Source organism: Mesorhizobium sp. M7A.F.Ca.US.008.03.1.1, from assembly GCF_003997495.1.
In the GTDB taxonomy this organism is placed as follows: Bacteria; Pseudomonadota; Alphaproteobacteria; order Rhizobiales; family Rhizobiaceae; genus Mesorhizobium.
Map to the genome: position 1 here is coordinate 128990 of NZ_RZRU01000012.1, position 18864 is coordinate 147853.

19 protein-coding genes are annotated in these 18864 nt (G+C 63.2%); 11 read left to right on the forward strand and 8 right to left on the reverse strand.

The genetic code is table 11. The annotated features are described in order from the left end of the window. Positions 1-17: 17 nt before the first annotated feature. Positions 18-521: a heme-degrading domain-containing protein gene (locus tag EOA16_RS18365; protein ID WP_127259539.1), complete on the forward strand. Its 504-nt coding sequence runs from the start codon at positions 18-20 to the stop codon at positions 519-521. Next, positions 518-1783, forward strand: a complete 1266-nt coding sequence (locus tag EOA16_RS18370) for a glycerate kinase (RefSeq protein ID WP_127259540.1) — start codon at positions 518-520, stop codon at positions 1781-1783. Before EOA16_RS18365 ends, EOA16_RS18370 begins: the two co-directional genes overlap by 4 nt. 63 nt (positions 1784-1846) lie before the next feature. Here the strand turns inward: EOA16_RS18370 and EOA16_RS18375 are convergent, their stop codons facing one another. The 4 genes from EOA16_RS18375 to EOA16_RS18390 all read right to left on the reverse strand — a co-directional run bounded on the left by EOA16_RS18375 (position 1847) and on the right by EOA16_RS18390 (position 7426). Next, the gene (locus tag EOA16_RS18375) at positions 1847-3304 is read right to left on the reverse strand and encodes a UdgX family uracil-DNA binding protein (RefSeq protein ID WP_127259541.1); all 1458 of its coding nucleotides are present in this window, start codon (positions 3302-3304) and stop codon (positions 1847-1849) included. 2 nt (positions 3305-3306) lie between these two features. Continuing rightward, a complete protein-coding gene (locus EOA16_RS18380) occupies positions 3307-4542 on the reverse strand; it encodes a putative DNA modification/repair radical SAM protein (RefSeq protein ID WP_127259542.1) in 1236 nt (411 codons plus the stop codon). An 86-nt stretch (positions 4543-4628) separates the two neighbouring features. Then, complete coding sequence (locus EOA16_RS18385) at positions 4629-6014, reverse strand: glutamine synthetase family protein (protein ID WP_164754316.1); 1386 nt, start codon at positions 6012-6014, stop codon at positions 4629-4631. 32 nt (positions 6015-6046) lie between these two features. Then, entirely contained in the window at positions 6047-7426 is a 1380-nt protein-coding gene (locus EOA16_RS18390; RefSeq protein ID WP_127259544.1) for an aspartate aminotransferase family protein, read from the reverse strand. Positions 7427-7582: 156 nt separating this feature from the next. Between EOA16_RS18390 and EOA16_RS18395 the strand changes: the two genes are divergently transcribed. Further along, positions 7583-8035 carry a hypothetical protein gene (locus EOA16_RS18395; RefSeq protein ID WP_127259545.1) on the forward strand — a complete coding sequence of 151 codons (453 nt, stop codon included), beginning with the start codon at positions 7583-7585 and terminating at the stop codon, positions 8033-8035. A 6-nt stretch (positions 8036-8041) separates the two neighbouring features. Here EOA16_RS18395 and EOA16_RS18400 read toward each other — a convergent pair whose 3' ends face one another. Together EOA16_RS18400 and EOA16_RS18405 are read right to left on the reverse strand one after the other, a co-directional pair. After that, positions 8042-9016, reverse strand: a complete 975-nt coding sequence (locus EOA16_RS18400; RefSeq protein ID WP_127259546.1) for a WD40 repeat domain-containing protein — start codon at positions 9014-9016, stop codon at positions 8042-8044. 331 nt (positions 9017-9347) lie between these two features. After that, the gene (locus tag EOA16_RS18405; protein ID WP_127259547.1) at positions 9348-10400 is read right to left on the reverse strand and encodes a GTP-binding protein; all 1053 of its coding nucleotides are present in this window, start codon (positions 10398-10400) and stop codon (positions 9348-9350) included. A 198-nt stretch (positions 10401-10598) separates the two neighbouring features. Here EOA16_RS18405 and EOA16_RS18410 point away from each other — a divergent pair, with 198 nt between their 5' ends. Both EOA16_RS18410 and EOA16_RS18415 read left to right on the forward strand, forming a co-directional pair. Further along, positions 10599-11345, forward strand: coding sequence for an intradiol ring-cleavage dioxygenase (locus tag EOA16_RS18410; RefSeq protein WP_127259548.1), 747 nt, complete (start codon positions 10599-10601; stop codon positions 11343-11345). A gap of 215 nt (positions 11346-11560) precedes the next feature. Next, entirely contained in the window at positions 11561-12031 is a 471-nt protein-coding gene (locus EOA16_RS18415; protein WP_013528223.1) for a MarR family winged helix-turn-helix transcriptional regulator, read from the forward strand. 25 nt (positions 12032-12056) lie between these two features. Here EOA16_RS18415 and EOA16_RS18420 read toward each other — a convergent pair whose 3' ends face one another. Next, the gene (locus tag EOA16_RS18420; RefSeq protein ID WP_127259549.1) at positions 12057-12929 is read right to left on the reverse strand and encodes an AraC family transcriptional regulator; all 873 of its coding nucleotides are present in this window, start codon (positions 12927-12929) and stop codon (positions 12057-12059) included. A 52-nt stretch (positions 12930-12981) separates the two neighbouring features. Here EOA16_RS18420 and EOA16_RS18425 point away from each other — a divergent pair, with 52 nt between their 5' ends. From EOA16_RS18425 to EOA16_RS18450, 6 genes are all read left to right on the forward strand, one after another. Further along, positions 12982-13389, forward strand: a complete 408-nt coding sequence (locus EOA16_RS18425) for a DUF2000 family protein (protein ID WP_127259587.1) — start codon at positions 12982-12984, stop codon at positions 13387-13389. 201 nt (positions 13390-13590) lie between these two features. Next, positions 13591-14475: a DMT family transporter gene (locus tag EOA16_RS18430; protein WP_164754310.1), complete on the forward strand. Its 885-nt coding sequence runs from the start codon at positions 13591-13593 to the stop codon at positions 14473-14475. 77 nt (positions 14476-14552) lie between these two features. Further along, on the forward strand, positions 14553-15575 hold the full coding sequence (locus EOA16_RS18435) for a LacI family DNA-binding transcriptional regulator (RefSeq protein WP_127259551.1): 1023 nt from the start codon (positions 14553-14555) through the stop codon (positions 15573-15575). Further along, positions 15572-16555 (forward strand): 2-hydroxyacid dehydrogenase, encoded by a 984-nt coding sequence (locus EOA16_RS18440; RefSeq protein WP_127259552.1) that lies wholly within the window; start codon positions 15572-15574, stop codon positions 16553-16555. Before EOA16_RS18435 ends, EOA16_RS18440 begins: the two co-directional genes overlap by 4 nt. Before the next feature lie 148 nt (positions 16556-16703). After that, on the forward strand, positions 16704-17375 hold the full coding sequence (locus EOA16_RS18445) for an outer membrane protein (RefSeq protein WP_127259553.1): 672 nt from the start codon (positions 16704-16706) through the stop codon (positions 17373-17375). 136 nt (positions 17376-17511) lie between these two features. Next, a complete protein-coding gene (locus EOA16_RS18450; RefSeq protein ID WP_164754311.1) occupies positions 17512-17916 on the forward strand; it encodes a hypothetical protein in 405 nt (134 codons plus the stop codon). Here the strand turns inward: EOA16_RS18450 and EOA16_RS18455 are convergent, their stop codons facing one another. Then, a complete protein-coding gene (locus EOA16_RS18455; protein ID WP_127259555.1) occupies positions 17917-18690 on the reverse strand; it encodes a gamma-glutamyl-gamma-aminobutyrate hydrolase family protein in 774 nt (257 codons plus the stop codon). Positions 18691-18864: the final 174 nt, after the last annotated feature.

Below are 18864 nucleotides of genomic sequence, written 5' to 3' on the forward strand. Positions count from 1 at the left end.
TTGACAGGGGGAACGACATGGCCGTTGCTGACGACATCGCTCTGATCAAGAGACAGGAAGAGACCCTTGTCTTTCCAGCCTTCGACGAGGCCGTTGCTTTCAAGATCGGTTCAGCCATCCGCGACCGTGCGCTCGCCGAGAACCTGCCTGTTATCGTCGACATCAGGACCTTCGACCGGCCGCTCTTCTACGCCGCGATGCCCGGTTCGAACGCTTCCAATCCGGACTGGGCACGGCGCAAGATCAATGTCGTCAAACGGTTTCTGAAAAGCACCTATCGCATGGTTCTGGAACAGCAGCGCTCCGATCGCACCTTCAAGGTTGGCGAGGGCCTCGACATTTTGGACTACGTGCTGGCTGGCGGCGGCTTTCCGGTGACGGTCAAGGGCGCCGGCGTCATTGGTGTGATCGCCGTCTCCGGACTGCCGGAGCGCGAGGATCATGGCGTCGTGGTCGATGCGCTGTGCGATCATTTGGGCGTCGACAAGCGCGGGCTGGCATTGCCTCGGGAAACCGAATGACCGTGCTCGACCCCAAGGCCTTCCTCACTTCTATCTTCAACGCCGCCGTCGCCGCCGCCGATCCGGAAAGAACCATCAGGGATCATCTGCCGGCCAAGCCCAAGGGCCGCACCATAGTCATCGGCGCGGGAAAAGGCTCTGCGCAGATGGCGGCGGCGTTCGAGAAGGTGTGGGACGGCCCCATCGAAGGGCTGGTCGTCACCCGCTATGGCTATGGCGCGACCTGCGAGCGCATCGAGATCATCGAGGCGGCGCATCCGGTGCCGGACGCCGCCGGGCTCGAAGCCTCGCGGCGTCTGCTCGCCAAGGTCCAGGGGTTGACGGCGGACGATCTGGTCGTGGCGCTCATTTCCGGCGGTGGCTCGGCGCTGTTGCCGTCGCCCGCCGGCGGCTTGACGCTGGCCGACGAGATCGCCGTCAATGAGGCGCTGCTCGCCTCGGGTGCGCCGATCGCGGCGATGAACACCATCCGCAAGCACCTTTCCACCATCAAGGGCGGCAGGCTGGCAGCGGCCGCATGGCCGGCCAGGGTGGTGTCGCTGATCGTCTCCGACATTCCCGGCGACAATCCGGCAATGGTCGCCTCCGGCCCAACCGTACCGGATACGGGCAGCCGCGCCGACGCGCTGGGCTCGATATCGGCCTATGGCATGAAACTGCCGGCCTCGGTGATGGCGCATATCAATTCGCCGGCCGCCGATGCGCCAAGCCCGGATGACGAGCGCTTTTCGCGCAACGAAGTGCATCTGATCGCCTCTGCCGGCGTGTCGCTCGAAGCGGCTGCTGCGGAAGCGAAACGGCAAGGCGTCGAAGCCATCATCCTCTCCGATGCCATCGAAGGCGAGGCGCGCGAGGTTGGCGGCGTCCATGCCGCGATCGCGCGCGAAGTGGCGACCCGCAACCGGCCATTTCAAAAGCCGGTGCTGATCCTGTCGGGCGGCGAGACAACCGTGACGCTGCGCGCAAAAGGCAAGGGCGGCCGCAACTCGGAGTTCCTGCTCGCCTTCGCCATCGGCATCAATGGCGTCGACGGCATCCACGCACTGGCCGCCGACACCGATGGCATAGACGGTTCGGAAGACAATGCCGGCGCCTTTGCAGATGGCTCGACCGTATCACGCATGCGCACAGCCGGGGTTGACGCCAAGGCTATGCTTGCCGGCAACAATGCCTGGACGGCCTTCAACGCGGTTGGCGATCTCTTCGTACCCGGCCCGACCGGTACGAATGTCAACGATCTCAGGGCGATCCTGATCAGGTAGCTGAAGCAACTCCAGGAAAAGTGTGAAGCGGTTTTCCGTCCGGAATTGCGCAAAACAGACTGATCACGCGGCCATCAGCCGCTTCACCAGCTTCATATCCTGCAGGAACCGTTCGCGTTCAGCCTCCTTGTCCGCGGGTTCGCGGATGCGCAGGATGAAGGAGGGATGGATGGTGATGAACACGCGCAATCCATCCTCGCGCTCGATCACTTGGCCCCGCATCTTTGTCACCGGGATCGCCTTGCCGAGCAGCGACATCGCCGCTGTCGCGCCGAGTGCCACGGCCAGGTTCGGCTTGATCAGCTCGAATTCTTGGTCGATCCACCAGCGGCAGGCCTGAATCTCACCGGAATTCGGCTTGGAGTGGATGCGGCGCTTGCCGCGCGGCTCGAACTTGAAGTGCTTGACCGCGTTGGTGACATAGACCTTTTGCCGATCGACACCGGCATCGTCCAGGATCGCATCGAACACCTTGCCGGCCGGACCAATGAAAGGTTTGCCGGCGAGGTCCTCCTGATCCCCCGGCTGTTCGCCGACGAAGATCACCTTGGCATTGTCAGGGCCTTCACCGAAGACGGTCTGCGTCGCGTCGCGCCACAGCGGGCAGCGGCGGCAGCCTTTCGCTGCCTCGCGCAATTCGGCAATCGTGCTTGCATCATCTTCCGGTGCTTCGGCGGGCTGCTTCGGCCAATGCCGTGCCTGCACCTTTGCGTGGTGCGGCGCGGGTGTTGTCGGCATCTTCGCAATCATGTCCTTGGCGGCCTTGTCCGCTCCTGCGATCATGTCTGGAATGAGCGAGGCCTCGGGAAGGTTCCGCCAATATTTCTTTGGCATCTCCTTTTGCATGGCCTTCACCTTCAATCGCGCCGGATTGAAGATGTTCTCGAAATAGGTGCGCCAGAGCGCCTCGGTGTCGTCTTGATCAGGCGCATCGCCCTTGGCCGCGCCCGGCCCGATAGCCAGCCTTTCCCCATCCCAGTCGGCAGAGGCATGGGGCGTCAGGATCGTCCAGCGCATGCCGGTGAAGCGTCTGACGAAGAAATCGGCGTTTCGCTCGACGATGAAATGATCCGGCTCGAACCAGGCGACATATCGCTCATCGGCACCGTCGCCGATTTTCCGGAAGCGTACGAAGGCGTGCATCTTGTGGCTGTCGCGCCGCACCGCCTTTTCCATGGCCTCGAGCCGCCTGGTGTCGGGATCGGACGCGATTTCCAGCAGTTTAGGCTCGTCGCGCAATCGCCAAAGCATTCGGTAGAGAAAGGCAAACCGGCCGGGATCGGAATGGCAGAACGCCGTTTCGGCATGCCCGACGAAGTCGCGCGGCACGACGAGCTGCGCGCCCGCAGGCACTTCAGGCAATTCTGCCTGATCAGAGCCCGGCGCGACATGCCAGTCGACGTCCTCGGGCCTGACCTCATTCAGGGCGAGCCGCCGTGCCGCGTCACGCCAGCCGGCAAAATCCGTCTCGCCGTCGAGCCGAACTCTGTATCTGGCGAGATGGAGTTCCGCCGGCCGCATGATCAGAACAACGACAATTGTTCGCAGGAGTGGGCGATCTTGTCGCGCAGGCCGGCCTTGTCGGTCAGCGCACCAGGTGACCAGCCTTCGGCGATGATGAAGGGCCTGAGCTTGGCGACCGACAGGCAGATCCGTCCGACGTCCTCGAGCCGCATGCGCCGGTGCCGGCGCGTCTCCAAAATCTTCGCCACCACCTTGGTGCCGAGACCCGGCACCCGCAGCAGCGCCTCGCGGTCGGCGCGGTTGATGTCGACCGGAAACTGCCCCCGGTTGCGCAGCGCCCAGGCGAGTTTCGGGTCGATGGCAAGGTCGAGCATGCCGTCGCTGCTGCCGGCCAGGATTTCCGGCTGCGAGAACCCATAGAAGCGCATCAGCCAGTCGGCCTGATAAAGCCGGTGCTCGCGCATCAGCGGCGGCTTCTGCAGGGGCAGCGACGATGACGAATCCGGAATCGGGCTGAAGGCCGAGTAATAGACCCGCCGCAGATGATAGCTGCCATAGAGCCGCGCGCTGGTGTGAAGGATGCCGTCGTCGGATGTCTTGTCGGCGCCGATGATCATCTGCGTCGACTGCCCACCCGGCGCAAAGCGTTCGCGCTTCTTGGTCTTCAAAGTCGGCTCGGCCTTCTCCTCCATCTTCTGGCGCAGCCTGGCCATGGAAAGCCGGATTGTCTCCGGCTTCTTCTCGGGCGCCAGCCGCTTCACACCCTCGTCGGTCGGCAGTTCGACGTTGATCGACAGCCGGTCGGCATAGAGACCGGCCTTCTCGACCAGCTCTGCCGAGCTTTCAGGTATGGTCTTCAGATGGATATAGCCGGAGAATTTCTCCTCCAGCCGCAGCCGGCGCGCCACCTCGACCATCTCGCCCATGGTCTCGTCCGGTGAGCGGACGACGCCGGAGGACAGGAACAGGCCTTCGATATAGTTGCGCCTGTAGAAATCCATGGTCACCTTCACCACCTCGTCGATGCTGAAGCGTGCGCGCCGCACATTGGACGACGATCGGTTGACGCAATAGCTGCAATCGTAGATGCAGAAATTGGTGAGAAGGATCTTGAGCAGCGAAATGCAGCGGCCGTCGGGCGCATAGGAATGGCAGATGCCCATGCCCTCGGTGGAACCGATGCCGCCGGATCTCAGCGAATCCTTTTTCGCCGCACCCGATGAGGCGCAGGACGCATCGTATTTGGCGGCATCGGAGAGGATCGCCAGTTTTTCACGGACGGTGAGTGCGCTCATTAGTTCATGATATGTTCTTGTGAGGAGCTGCGCCACCTCATTTGATGGACGCGGCGAAAAAGTGATCGCCGCCCATCATGAATCCATCAAACCTCGTGCAGATAGAGGTGGTAATCCAGTTCGCTGACCGTGCGTGCCACACGCAGGTACTCGGACTGCTTGATCGCCACGAAGGTGCGGTGCAGGTCTTCGCCGAGCGCCTTCTTCAGGAAGCTGGACGTCCGCGCCGCTTCGATCGCGGCGCGCCAGTCGACAGGCATGGTGGTGCGCGTGACCGCGGCCTCATAGCCGTTGCCGGTCGTTTCGGGTCCCGGATCGAGGCCTTCATCCATGCCCTTGATGATACCGGCGAGCACGGTCGCGGCGATCAGATAAGGGTTGGCGTCGACGCCGGACGGCCGGTGCTCGATGCGCCGGTTCTTGGCGTCGCCGGCCGGCACGCGCAGCGCCACCGAGCGGTTGTTGACGCCCCAGGTCGGCGCCACCGGCGCATAGGATTGCGAAACGAAGCGCCGCCACGAATTGGCGTGCGGTGCAAACACCAGCATCGATTCCGCCATAGTCTGGATCAAGCCGCCGAGCCCTTGCAGCAGCGGCAGCGACCAGCTCTCGCCGCCGGCTTCTGCAAACACGTTTCGGCCGGCCTTGTCCTGCAGCGAAACGTGGAAATGCATGCCCGAGCCGGCATATTTCTCGATCGGCTTGGCCATGAAACAGGCGGTGACGCCGTGGCGGCGCGCCTGCGCCCGTACCAGGCGCTTCAGCATGACCAGATCGTCGGCCGCCCGCATCACGTCCTTGCGGTAGTTCAGCGTCAATTCGTACTGGCCGGGCGCATATTCGGAAATCACCGTTTCGGCGGGAATGCCTTGTGCCTTGGCCGCCGCATAGATGTCGGAAAACAGCGGCTCCATGCCGTGCAGATGGTCGACGGAATAGACTTCCGTCTTGCCCGAGATACGGCCGTCGAGCACAGCGCGCGCCGGCTGCACCTTGCCGTCGGCGTCGCGCTCGTTGGCCAGCAGAAAAAATTCGAGTTCGAAGGCGCCGGCCGGATAGAGACCCTTGGCCGCGAGGATGTCGACTTGCCGCGCAAGCGCAAGCCGCGGATCCGACGACATCGGCCGGCCGTCGAGCATGTACATCGCCATCAGCAACTGGCCGCGCGGCGGGCTCGTGCCATAGAGCGGCACCAGCGTGCCGGGGATCGGCCAGGCCCTGAGGTCGCCGTCCCCGGTCGTCCAGATCAGCCCGGTCTCGTGCACATCCTCGCCGGTGATGTCGAGGCCGAGGATCGAGATCGGCATGTGGCGGCCGCCCTCGAAGATGCTCTTCAGCTCATGCCGGCGCACGATCTTGCCACGGCCGACGCCATTGGCATCGGTCAGCACGATATCGAAGGCCTCGATTTCGGGATGGGCGTCGAGAAAGGCTTGCGCCTCGGCTGATGTCGAGCCCGAAGGTGAGGTCATCATGGCATTAGGGTGTTCCATCGCCGCTTGTCTCATGCCGCAAGCTTTGCCGCAACCGCGCCAAAAGCGCTGATCAGCCGGTTGACCTGGGCACCTGACGTCGCCGGCGAGATCAGCATCATGTTGTGGAAGGGTGCGATCAGCACGCCGCGATTGACCAGCGCGACATGGATGGCGGCCTCCAGTTCCGGTGCATGCGCTGTTTCCGCCTCGGCGCCATTCCTCAACGGGCCGGGCGCGCAGATAAACTCGACACGAGCGCCGACGCGCGAAACATGCCAGGGCAAGCGGTAGCGATCGATCACGCCGGTCAGCCCGGCATCGAGCCGCCGCGCCAGATGATCCATGCGGTCGTAGTTTTCCTGCGTCATCACCTCTTCGAGCGTGGCGCGCATCGCCGCGAACTGCAGCGGGTTGGCCGAGAGCGTCGTGCCCATGCCGGAATAGCCCGGCTCCTTGGTCCTGTTGTAGTCCGCGTAGCGTGAGGCAACGTCGTCGCTCATGCCCCAGACACTGGCCGGCACGCCGCCGGCGATCGGCTTGCCCAGCACGAAGAAGTCCGGCTCCAGCCCATACTTCCTGGTGTAGCCGCCAGGGCCGGTCGAGATCGTATGCGTTTCGTCGATCAGAAGCAGTGTGCCGGCTTGGCGCGTCAGTTTGCGCAGCGCGTCATGGTAACCCGGGTCGGCAAGCACCATGCAGGAGTTGGTCAGCACCGGCTCGGCGATGACGCAGGCGACGTCCTTATCCCTAAGCGCGGCTTCGAGTGCTGAGATATCGTTGAACTCGATGACCTTGGCCGTGCGGGTCAGGTCGCGGAACTCTCCGGCCAATCCCGGCCGGTTGACGGGCTTGCCGTCGATCAGCCGTACCATCGTCTCGTCGACCGAGCCGTGATAGCAGCCGTTGAAGACAAGGATCTTTTCCCGGCCGGTGACGGCGCGGGCAACACGCAGCGCAAAGCGGTTGGCATCGGTCGCCGTCGTCGCGATCTGCCAGAAAGGCAGGCCGAAACGCTGTTGCAGCAGCGGCCCGATGGCGAGCGCATCTTCCGAAGGCAGCATATAGGTAAGGCCGCGCCCGGCCTGGCGGCGGATGGCGCGTGCCACCGGCGGCGGCGAATGACCGAACATCGAGCCGGTGTCTCCAAGGCAGAAATCGTCGAGTTTGTTTCCGTCGATATCGGTGATCGTCGCGCCCCTGGCGCTGTCGACCAGGATCGGGAACGGCGTCGGCCAGTCGTTCATCCAGTGCATGGGCACGCCGCCGAAGAAGCCGGGCAGGCCGTTGCCGACCTTTGCCTGCGATTGCGGCCGCGCCTTGCGGAAAGCTGCCCCCTCGGTCTCGCGCAACTCGGCAATGCGGTCGCGGCCGATGCCGCCGATGGACGTCTTGGACATATCGCTGTGCATGAAAACCCCTCTGGTCGATCCCTCTTAGCCAATCCGTGTCCGCATCCGCAATTGGCCGCGCATCTGTCCTGCGTTGGCTCAGCCTTTGGCAGCGGCGCTTGACCGTGCTGCCGAAGTCAGCGCCAATATGAGCGGGAGTTGAGGTGGAGGGGCGAAATGCGAACGATCATGTGTGTGGGAGTGCTGCTGTCGTCGGCTGGCGCCGCCTTCGCGTCGGGTGGCATCTGGTGCTCCACCGAGGACGCCGCGGCGACATTCGAGGTCGAAGCCGGCGTCACCAGAGGCATGGGCGGGCCGACTTTCAACTTTCGCGGCAACCTCGAAATTCTGAGCCGGCCTGCCGGCGACAGCCTGCGCAAGACCGTGTTCGAGGATTCCAACCTGACGCAGTACTGGCTCGACGGCAAGGAATTGCGGCTGAACATCTATCGTGAGCACGAGGCCGCGCAAAAGATCAACTCGGTCGAACTGACGATCCTGACCAAGACCAGCGACGAAGGCGTCTACGACGGGAGCTATACGCTCTCCATCTACGACGCTGCGGCGGATACGGACCAGGACGGCAAACCGGTCGAAATCAGCGGCAAAGTGTCGTGCGGAGCGGAGTGAGCGGGGTCAGGCCGTGATGTCGATGACGCCGCAATCGCCGGCCGCGCTGCCGAAGGCGACGCGGCGTTCTTCCTTGTCCCACATCATCGAGGTGACGGCGCCCTTGCCTGGTCGCCGCAACAGCACTTCCTTGGCGTCGGCAAAACGCACCGCCATCACCATGCCGTCATCATAGCCGACGGCGACGACATCCTGGCTCGGATGGCAGGCGACAGCCGTCACCATGGCGTTGCCGCGCGTGCCGAGTTCCAGCGGCGCCTTGCCCATTGGGCCATCCTTGCCTGAAAACGGCCAGACGATCGCCGCCGGAGCGCCGGAACTCGCCAGCCACTTGCCCTTCACGCTCCACGACAGGCTTTTCACCTTGCCGGGATAGCCGGTCATGCGCATGTGCTTGCCGTCGGCGAGCTTCCAACCGTGCAGCGCGTTTTCCTGCATGGTGGTGACGAGGAAGGCCCCATCCGGCGAGAAGGTGATGCCGGTGTGGGCGCCGGCCCATTCGAGTTCCACCGGCTTGCCCTCGGCGGCCGGGAAATGCAGCGTCGCGCCATTGTAGCGGGCAACGCCGAAGCGCATGCCCTTGGGCGAGAAGGCCAGCCCCTCGACCGAGCGCGGATGGACGAACTCCCTGGTCTTGCCGTCGGCAAAGCGCACGAAGGCGGTCTTGCCTGAGGCATAGGCGATGGCGCCTTGCGGCCCGGCGGCAACGCTGGTGATCCACTTCTTGGCCGCGCTTGCCAATTCGCTGGCATTACCGCCCGCAGTGACGGCGAAAACCTTGCCGTCCTCGCCGCCGGTGATCAGCCGGTCATTGGCCGCATCGTGGAAGGCGGCGAGCAGCCCGTCATTGGCCTGAACCATCTTGTGGCCATGGTCGAGCCGATGAACAGTGCCGTCGGCCAACGCGAAATGCGGCACGTCGCCGAGAAAGACGGCGGCGATGCAGTGGCCTTCGAGATCAAGCGGAGCGACTGTGGGCATGTTGTTCAATTGGATGAGATTTGAAGTTGGCTGAGGGCTTACTCGACGTTTCCCACTCCGGCAAGCGTGCTGGCAATCGTAAGAACTGTCATCGATGGATATCCGATCGCGCCGTTCCGCGATCGACTCAACACGCTATGGGTGCAACCTCACAGCGTGTTTGGCAACGCCGCTATCACTTTGCGCAGCTTGGCGTTGGGCATGGGTGGACGCTGCACCAGATCGAGGACACGCGCAAAAACGAGAGCAGACACCTCCACTGCCTCCGACGTATCGTGCTCAACGTTGCTATGTGTAGACCTAGGCATCACCTGTTTCCCCGCTGAAACAATCAGGCCTGACAGGCGTCAAAACTCTTTCTCAGCCGCTCGGCGTCGAGTTCCCTGCCGATGAACACCAGCCGGCTCTCGTGCTTTTCGCCGTCTTTCCAGGCGCGCTGGTGGTCGCCCTCGATGATCATGTGCACGCCTTGTATGACATAGCGCTCATCATCGCCCTTGAGCGCGATGATGCCCTTCAGCCGCAGGATGTTGGGGCCTTCCATCTGGGTGATTTTCTCGATCCACGGGAAGAACTTCTTCGGGTCCATCTCGCCGCCGCGCAGCGACACCGACTGTACCGTCACGTCATGGATGTCGGACGCATGGTCGTGATGGTGGTGCCCGTCATGATCATGATGGTGATGATCGTGGCCGTCATGATCGTGGTCGTGATGGTGGTGATCCTCATGCGCCTCGAGGAAGTGCGGATCGTTTTCCAGTGCCCTTGACAGGTCGAAGGCGCCGCGGTCGAGCACTTCGGTCAGGTCGACGCCGGCTCGCGTCGTGCGGTGGATCTTTGCCGCCGGATTGATGGCGCGGATCGTCGCCTCGACCTTGGCGAGCTCTTCTGATGTGACGAGGTCGGTCTTGTTGAGCACGACGACGTCGGCAAAGGCGATCTGGTCCTCGGCCTCCCTGGAATCCTTGAGCCGCAGCGGCAGGGGCTTGGCGTCGACCAGCGCCACCACCGCGTCAAGCCTGGTCTTGGAGCGCACGTCGTCGTCCATGAAGAAGGTTTGCGCCACCGGCACCGGATCGGCGAGCCCGGTGGTCTCGACGACGATGGCGTCGAAGCGGCCGGGGCGGCGCATCAGGCCCTCCACGACGCGGATCAGGTCGCCGCGCACCGTGCAGCAGACGCAGCCATTGTTCATCTCGTAGATTTCCTCGTCGGATTCCACGATCAGGTCGTTGTCGATGCCGATTTCGCCAAACTCGTTGACGATGACAGCGTAGCGCTTGCCGTGGTTTTCCGACAGGATGCGGTTGAGCAGTGTCGTCTTGCCGGCGCCGAGATAGCCGGTGAGAACGGTTACGGGGATCTGCGTCTGTGCGTCGCTCATGGCTTGCCTCGAAGGTGCTGGGCCGCGAAAAATCCGGCCTCGAAAAGGGATTGTTGGTTCCATATAGGATGTGTGCCGGATTTTTGCACGGGGCAAACCGATGGGCCAAACCGGCTTGCGACATGATCGGATTTTGACTGGCGAGAGCCGCCGCGATTGCCTAGAGCGGGATGCGGGAGCCAATTCGAGAGGCAAGATATGTCCGGCAAGCCATCCTCCTTCTCATTGAGCCGGCGCCAGGCGCTCGGCTTGATCGCCGTCACCGCCGGCGGTGGTACCTTCCTGCCCGCCTCGGCAATGGCCGCCCAATCTTCGGCTGCCCAGGCTTCACCCTATGCCGGACTGGCTCTGTTCGAAACCGGCGCCGGCGTCTGCGCCATTACGCCTGAAGTGACCGAGGGGCCGTTCTATTTCGACCCCAAACTCGAACGTGCCGATGTCACCGAAGGCAAGAAGGGCATAGACCTCAACGTCCGGCTGCAGGTCGTCGACGCGGCCTGCCGCCCGCTGGCCGGCGCTCGAGTCGACATCTGGCATTGCGACGCGCAGGGCGCCTATTCCGGCTATCCCAGACAGGGTGACGGCCGCGACGTCGACACGTCGGGCCAGACCTTCCTGCGCGGCTGGCAGAAGACCGATGCAAACGGCATCGTTTCCTTCGCCACCATCTATCCCGGCTGGTATCGCGGCCGCACCACCCATGTCCATTTCAAGGTCTTCCCTGGCGACAGTTCGGTGATGACAGGCCAGTTGTTCTTCCCCGACAGCCTCAGCGAGCAAATATTCACCGCTGTCGCGCCCTACAACGACCGGCCAGGCAAGCGCGACACCTCGAATGCCGCGGACGGCATCGCCAGGCAGGCCGGGCCGCAGTCGCAGGCCGCACTGCGCGAAATGGAGGATGCCTATCAGGCGCTGATGATCATCGCGGTGAAGTCCGGCTGAGCGACATTCCCTCGCTCACCCTGCTCGCGACGAAAACTCAGGCTGGGAATTCGTTTGTCATCTAACTGAAATAAACATCTGGCATTAGCCACGGCGGACACCACAATGCTTGCCGGCAAAGCTGTTTGAAGCACCGGAATCTTTTTGATCGTCGATTGCCAACCGGCCGGCTGCCTCTATGCTGCCCCCACCGGTACGGCCGAAGAGGGAAGACCATGGCCAAGGCGGACAAGACTGCGACAATGAGCCGGCTGCATTCCGCGGCAAGGCTGGCAAGAACGGCGCTGGCTGCCCGGCTTCTGGCGCACGGCTTCTATGCCGGCCAGGACCAGATCATGCTGGCGCTCGACCGTGAGGACGGCCAGACGCCGGGCAATCTTGCCGGACGTCTCGGCGTGCGCCCGCCGACGATCACCAAGACCATCAACCGGCTGCAGGCCCAGGGTTTCCTGGAGAAGCGCGCCTCTGAGGCCGATGCCCGCCAGGCCCATATCTTCCTCACCGATACAGGCCGCGACATCATCCACGCCATCGAGAAATCGGTGAAGAAGACCGAAAAGCAGGCGCTGAAGGGCCTCGACAAGAAGGACCAGAAGTCGCTGTTCAAACTGCTTGCCCGCATCGAGGCCAACCTCTCGAACGAGGAACTGGTGCTCATCGACGACGACGCCGAGTCGGACGACTGACCCGGCAGATTGTCGCGGCAGGCGATCAAGCCGCCGCCGCGGCAGAGCCCTGGATCAGCGACGACCAGCGTCCCGGTGTCATGCCGAACGCCTTCTTGAATTGCCTGATGAAATGGCTCTGGTCGCTGAAGCCGGCTTCGACCGCGATCTGCGCCAACGGTTCGCCGGCGGCGATCATCCGCCGCGCGCGCTGAAGCCGGCGCATCACCAGGAAGCGATGCGGACTGGTGGAGAAAGCGGCGCGGAAATGCCGTGACAAGGCATAGCGGTCGAGCCCGGTTATCGCTTCCAGTTCGCCGGAACGGACCGGCCGGGTCAGGTTTTCCGTGAGATAGTCGCGCGCCAGTGCAGCCGCCCGCCATGCCGTCCTGGTCATCGGCTTCGCCGGCTGGCCGCCATGCCGGGTCAGGCTTTGCATCAGTTGGGGCAGGAAGTCGTCGACGAACAACTCGTCGAGTTCCTGCTCCAGCGGCCCCAGCGCCGAAAGCAGCGTTGCGCAAAAGGCCGCGTCCGTCACCACGCCATCCCTGACAAAAGGCAGCGAAGCGCCGCCAAGGCAATCGAGCATCAGCGACGGCTCCAGATAGAGCATTCGGTAGCGCAGGCCGTCCTCGGTGCCGGCACCGCCGTCGTGCAACTCGTCTGGATGCAGCACGATGATCTGGCCGGGCAGGCTGTGGCGCGCAGCGCCGAGATAGCGAAACGTCTGCACTCCGTGCAGCGTCACCCCGATCGAGTAGGTGTCGTGGCGATGCAGGTCGAAAGCGCTGCCATGGAAGCGCGCCTCGATCCGCTCCATGCCGGCGGGATCGGGGGCGGAGATGATGCAGTTTTCCGCCGCATCGACGCACAAACGTCCAAGACCCCTGAGGGCCTGGCTGTCTAGATCGTGCGACATCGTCTCCTTCAGTCCCGAAACCGGGGCGCAACCTCGAATGGCCTATTTTCTCATGTTCGATACGAAATTTGCAATCGTGCTCCGGGAGGATCTGCCTGTCTGGCAGAAACTCAACGTCACCGCCTTCCTGACCAGCGGCATCGTCGCCCAGTTTCCCGACATCATCGGCGAACCCTATCGCGACCGCGCCGGCAATCTCTACAACCCGCTGTCGATCCAGCCGGTCATCGTTTTGTCGGCCGACCAGGCGACGCTGGGCACCATCCACCGGCGCACGCTGGAGCGCGGCGTGACCACCTCGCTCTATGTCGAGGAGATGTTCGCGACCGGCTTTGACGCGGCCAACCGCGCCGTCTTCGCCGAATTCGCGCCTGAAGACGCCAAGGTGGTCGGCATTGCACTTCGCGCCGACAAGAAGCTGGTCGACAAGATCACCAAGGGCGCCCGTATGCACCCGTAGCTTTCAAAGGTATCGACTAAGCCTACCGCCGACACTTTGTTATGCCAGCCGGCTTTGGCGTGGCGATAGCCGACAATTGGCTTGCCGGGAGCCGGCAATTCCCGCAAAGGTGGGCTCCAGCCCAGCTTCCCACCCGGCCTGCAAGTGAGTGCTCCCCAAAGACATGTAGAAAGCGCGACACCGCCGGTGGCGATCCTGTGCATGCTTTCCACCTATGTCTGCTTCACCTTCCTCGACACATCAAGCAAATACCTCGTCCTCGCCGGCGTCTCCGTGCTGATCGTTGCTTGGGTGCGCTTTGCCGTGCATGTCGTGCTGGTCGGCACGCTGCTGCGCGGCTGGCGCGAACCGGTGCGGTTTCGTCCGGTCAACCTGCCGGCGCATATCTTGCGAGGGGCGTTCCTGTTCGGATCGACCATATTCAATGTCCTGGCGCTTAAATCCCTGCAACTGGCCGAGACAACCTCGATCTATTTCTTCGGGCCGATGGTGATCACGGCGCTGGCCGGTCCGCTGCTTGGCGAGTGGGCAGGCTGGCGGCGCTGGCTGGCCATTCTGACGGCCTTTGCCGGCGTCCTCATCATCACCCGGCCGGGCGTCGGCGTTTTCGGCGTCGGACACCTCTTTGCGCTCGGCTCGATGCTGTCGAACTGCTTCTACGTCATCATGACGCGCCGCATGTCGGCGACCGAGACGTCGGAAAGCCTTATCCTGTTTTCGGCGCTGGCGCCGGCGCTGCTGCTGTTGCCCTTGCTGCCGTTTTCGTTTTCCCTGCCGCATGACGGCTGGCACTGGTTCGTGCTGCTTATGCTCGGCGTGTTCGGCGGCGTCGGCCACTGGCTGCTGGTCCAGGCCTACCGGCTGGCGACAACCACAGCATTGGCGCCTTATCCCTATTCGCAGATGGTGTGGATGATCATTTCGGGATGGATCGTCTTCAAGCAGTTTCCCGATCGCTGGACATTGGTCGGCGCCGCCATCATCGTCGCCAGCGGCCTCTACATCGTCCATCGCGAGCATCGGCTTCGGCTGCGGAGCCGCGCGGCCTCGGATGTCGAGGCCGAAGCGCTGGCAAAAAAACTTTGATTTGCCCCCGATCGATGGCATAACGCCGCCTTTAAACAGTTTAGGTCTGGAAATTCAGATCCGGGGAGCACACGTCGCTGGCACAAAAAATCAAGCTTTCGACGATCGCGGATGCGCTCGGCGTGTCCACGGCCACGGTCTCGCTGGCGCTGCGCGACAGCCCTCTAGTTGCCGGCACCACCCGCGACCGCATCAAGGAACATGCCCGCGCCATCGGCTATATCTACAACCGTCGCGCCGCCAGCCTGCGCACCTCGCGTTCCGGTATTGTCGGCGTCGTCGTCCACGACATCATGAACCCGTTCTTCGCCGAGATACTGCGCTCGATCGAAAGCGAGCTCGACCGCAGCCGGCAGACCTTCATCCTGTCCAATCACTATGATCAGCTCGAAAAGCAGCGCACCTTCATCGATACGCTTTTGCAGCTCGGCGCCGACGGCGTGATCATGTCGCCGGCCATTGGCACGCCGGCTTCCGACATCGTGATGGCCGAGGAGAACGGCCTCCCCGCGGTGCTGATCGCGCGCACCGTCGAGGGTGCCGATGTGCCGGTCTTTCGCGGCGACGACTCTTATGGGACAGGCCTTGCCACCAACCACCTGATCTCGCTCGGCCACAAGCGCATCGCCATGATCGGCGGCACCGACCAGACCTCGACCGGCCGTGACCGCTACCAGGGCTATGTCAACGCGATGGAGGCGGCCGGCCTGGAAGTCAGGCCGTCATGGCGCATCGCCGGCCCGCGCACCAAGCAGGCCGGCTTCGAGGCCGCCGGACAGTTCCTGGCGCTGAAGGACAGACCGACGGCTGCCTGCTGCTGGAACGACCTTGTCGCCATCGGCCTGATGAACGGCATTGCCCGTGCCGGCCTTGTGCCCGGCGTCGACATCTCCGTCACCGGCTATGACGACCTCGAAGAGGCGGCGATCGCGACGCCGGCGCTGACCACCGTCTGGAACGGCCAGCGCGAGGTTGGCCGCCGCGCCGCCAGCGCGCTGCTCGACAAGCTCAACGGCCAGACGGTGCGGCCCTCTCAGGAATTGATCAAGCCGGAACTGCATGTGCGTCAGTCGACCGGCAAGCCGGTGGAGCGTGCATGACCAAGGCCGAACAGCTGCAATCCGTCGCCATCCTGGTGCCGGGTGATTTCAACGACCATGCGGTCGACCGCATCAACCGCACGTTCAGGCGTGTCAGAATCGAACGCGCCGATCCGGCGCTCGTCACCGACGAGATGCGCAGTGATGTGCGCGGCATCGCTTCGTTCGCCGGCATCAACGCGGCGATGATGGATGCACTGCCCAACCTCGAGCTCATCGCCTCCTTCGGCGTCGGCTATGATTCGGTCGATGTCGGCCATGCCCGAGCGAAGAACATCATGGTCACCAACACGCCCGACGTGTTGACCGAGGAGGTCGCCGACACCGCCATCGGCCTATTGATCAACACCATCCGCGACCTGCCGCGCGCCGAAACCTGGCTGCGCGACGGCAGCTGGGTGCGCAAGGGCAACTATCCGCTGAGCCGGCTGACCTTGCGCGGGCGCAGTGTGGGTATTTTTGGCATGGGCCGCATCGGGCAGGCCATCGCCCGGCGTCTGGAAGCTTTTGGCTTGCCGGTCGCCTACCACAACCGGCGCCGTGTCGAAGGTCTTTCCTACCAGTACCATGCGACCCTGAAAGGGCTTGCCGAAGCCGTCGATACGCTGATTTCGGTCGCGCCGGGGGGCGCCTCGACGGAGAAGGCGGTCAATGCCGAAATCCTGTCGGCGCTTGGCGCCAATGGCGTCTTCGTCAACATCGGTCGCGGCAGCACGGTCGACGAGGCAGCGCTTGCGGCAGCCCTCGCCACCGGCAGCATCGCCGCCGCCGGCCTCGACGTCTTTGCCGACGAACCGAACGTGCCCAAGGCGCTGCTCGATGCGCCCAACACCTCGCTGCTGCCGCATGTCGGCTCGGCCTCGGACCACACTCGCCGCGCCATGGCGGATCTGTGCGTCGACAATCTGGTGTCCTGGTTCACCGAGCGCCGTCCGCTGACCCCGGTGCCCGAGACGGTGAATGTGAAGGCCAGGATCTAGCAAGGTAGGCCGCAATAGGCGGCGAAACGTGGCTGATCTGCAACCATAGGTCGGAAATCGGCGCTTCTGACACCTCGGCACCCTGATCCGCGCTTGATACGCGGCTGAAGCAAGGTATTTTGCCGACAACCAACGAGCGGGGCGCTACGTGAAAACTCTTCTTCTTGCATCGGCAATGCTTGTCGTCGTTTCAGGCAGCGCTTTCGCTGCCGATGCGCTCGTCTCTGCTCCCGTCGCCTACGACTGGACCGGCGCCTATGTCGGCGCTCAGATCGGGTATGGCTGGGGAGATGTCGACAGCCATGATTCAGAGATAGGAAATGGCGTTTCCGATTGGTCCGATTCGTGGAAATCCAACGGCGTGCTCGGCGGCATTCACCTCGGCTACAATCAGGCATTCGGTTCATATGTTCTCGGCGTCGAAGGCGATATCGAGGGCTCAGGAGCGAGCGGCTCAGTAGATTCCGAGTTTGCTGGCACCATCAAAACCAAAATCGACGTCCAGGGTTCTTTACGAGCACGCCTTGGCTACGCGATGGGACCGGCCCTGTTGTACGCGACTGGCGGTCTCGCGGTTGCTCACTTCGATACCAAGTACGACGATGGTGGAACGACCGACGACTCGTCCAATACCAAGGCCGGGTGGACCTTGGGCGCCGGTCTCGAATATGCCTTCACGCAAAACTGGACGACGCGCGTCGAGTATCGCTACAGTGATTTCGGCACCTTCACCGACAATCCGGCGACCGATAGCGGCTTCAATTATCCGACCGATGTAAAGACCCAGGCTGTCCGCGTCGGCTTCAGCTACAAGTTTTGATATAAACTAGTCGCGGTCCCTGACTACGGAATGTAAGCCTTGTTCGCGGTGCCGACGGCAGTTTGCCACATTTATTAACGCCGGCTTAACCCTTTGAAATCATTCTTCATCCTGTCCTCGTGCATGGATGAGAATGATGAAAGTGCTTTCCGCATTAATCGCAGCCGCAGCCCTGGTTGGCGGCGTTCAACTGTTTCATGACGGCAATGGGGAAAGCGTCGCCAATGAAGCCGCGCCGTCCAACACGTACAGGCTGGTTGCCAATGGCGACGAGGGGGATTGCGCGGTGAGGCGTGGCGCTTCGATCTCGGATGGCCTGTCACTGTTGACAGTGGCAGCGAACTGCCGCCGGCTGCTGCCCGGCATCGAGCGGGCGAAGTTCTGGCGCGAGCAAAACGACGGCACGGTCGCCTTCAGCGCCAATGGCACCGATCCAATCGTCACCTTCGCGGCTGCCGATGGCGACGGCTACGAATCCTATGCCCCGGCGCTGCCGCTGCTGTCGCTGGCGGCCACCGGTAACAAGAAATCTGGCGACTGATTATTCCGCTGCGGCCCGCGCGCCAGCCTTCGCTGCGGCGTGCAGCCGAACCGCATCGCCGAAGGCACGGAATATCTTCACCGAATTGCTGTCCGACTTGACCCAGTATTCCGGGTGCCATTGCACGCCGACGGCGAAGGCGCGGGCGTCGCGCACCGAAACCGCCTCGACCGTCCCGTCGGTGGCGACGGCCTCGACCTGCAGCTTCGAGCCCAGCCGGTCGATCGCCTGGCGGTGCAACGAATTGACCTTGATGTCGCCGGCACCGAACACGCCGGCCAGGCAACTGTCAGGTTTGATCGAAATGGTCTGGTGGATGGCGAAGCGTTCGTCCTGCTTGTCGCTCACCGGCGCGCGGTGGTCGAGCGAGCCCTCGCGCTCCTGGATCTCGGTGCCGAGCGTGCCGCCCAGCGCCACGTTCAATTCCTGGATGCCGCGGCAGATGGCGAGCAGCGGCACGCCGCGTTCGATCGCCCGCCGGATCAGCGGCAGCGTCGTGGCGTCGCGCGCCGGATCATAGGGGCCATTGGCTTCGCTGGCGTCGCCGCCATAGAGCGAGGGATGCACATTGGATTTCGAGCCGGTGACCATGACGCCGTCGACCGACGACAGAAGTTCGTCGAAATCGAGCCGGTCGCCGAACGATGGCACCAGCACCGGAAACACGCCGGCGCCTGTGATCGCCGCTTCCAGATATTGTTGTGGGGCGGCATGCCAGGTGTAGTTGTCGAACTGACGGACGTCTGTCGATATGGCGACGAGCGGCTGGTGCATTTTGGCTCTGTGTTCCATCTGGGCAAGGATGTCCTGCCTGCAAAATAGGCCATCGCCGGGCATTTTTCCATGCCAAGTTTCAACGTGTCGCATGGGCCACGAAACGGCCTGTTAGACTATAGTTGCAGGGCAGCCGGGCTTCGCCCTCAAATCGGGTCGGCCTGCTGGACTCGA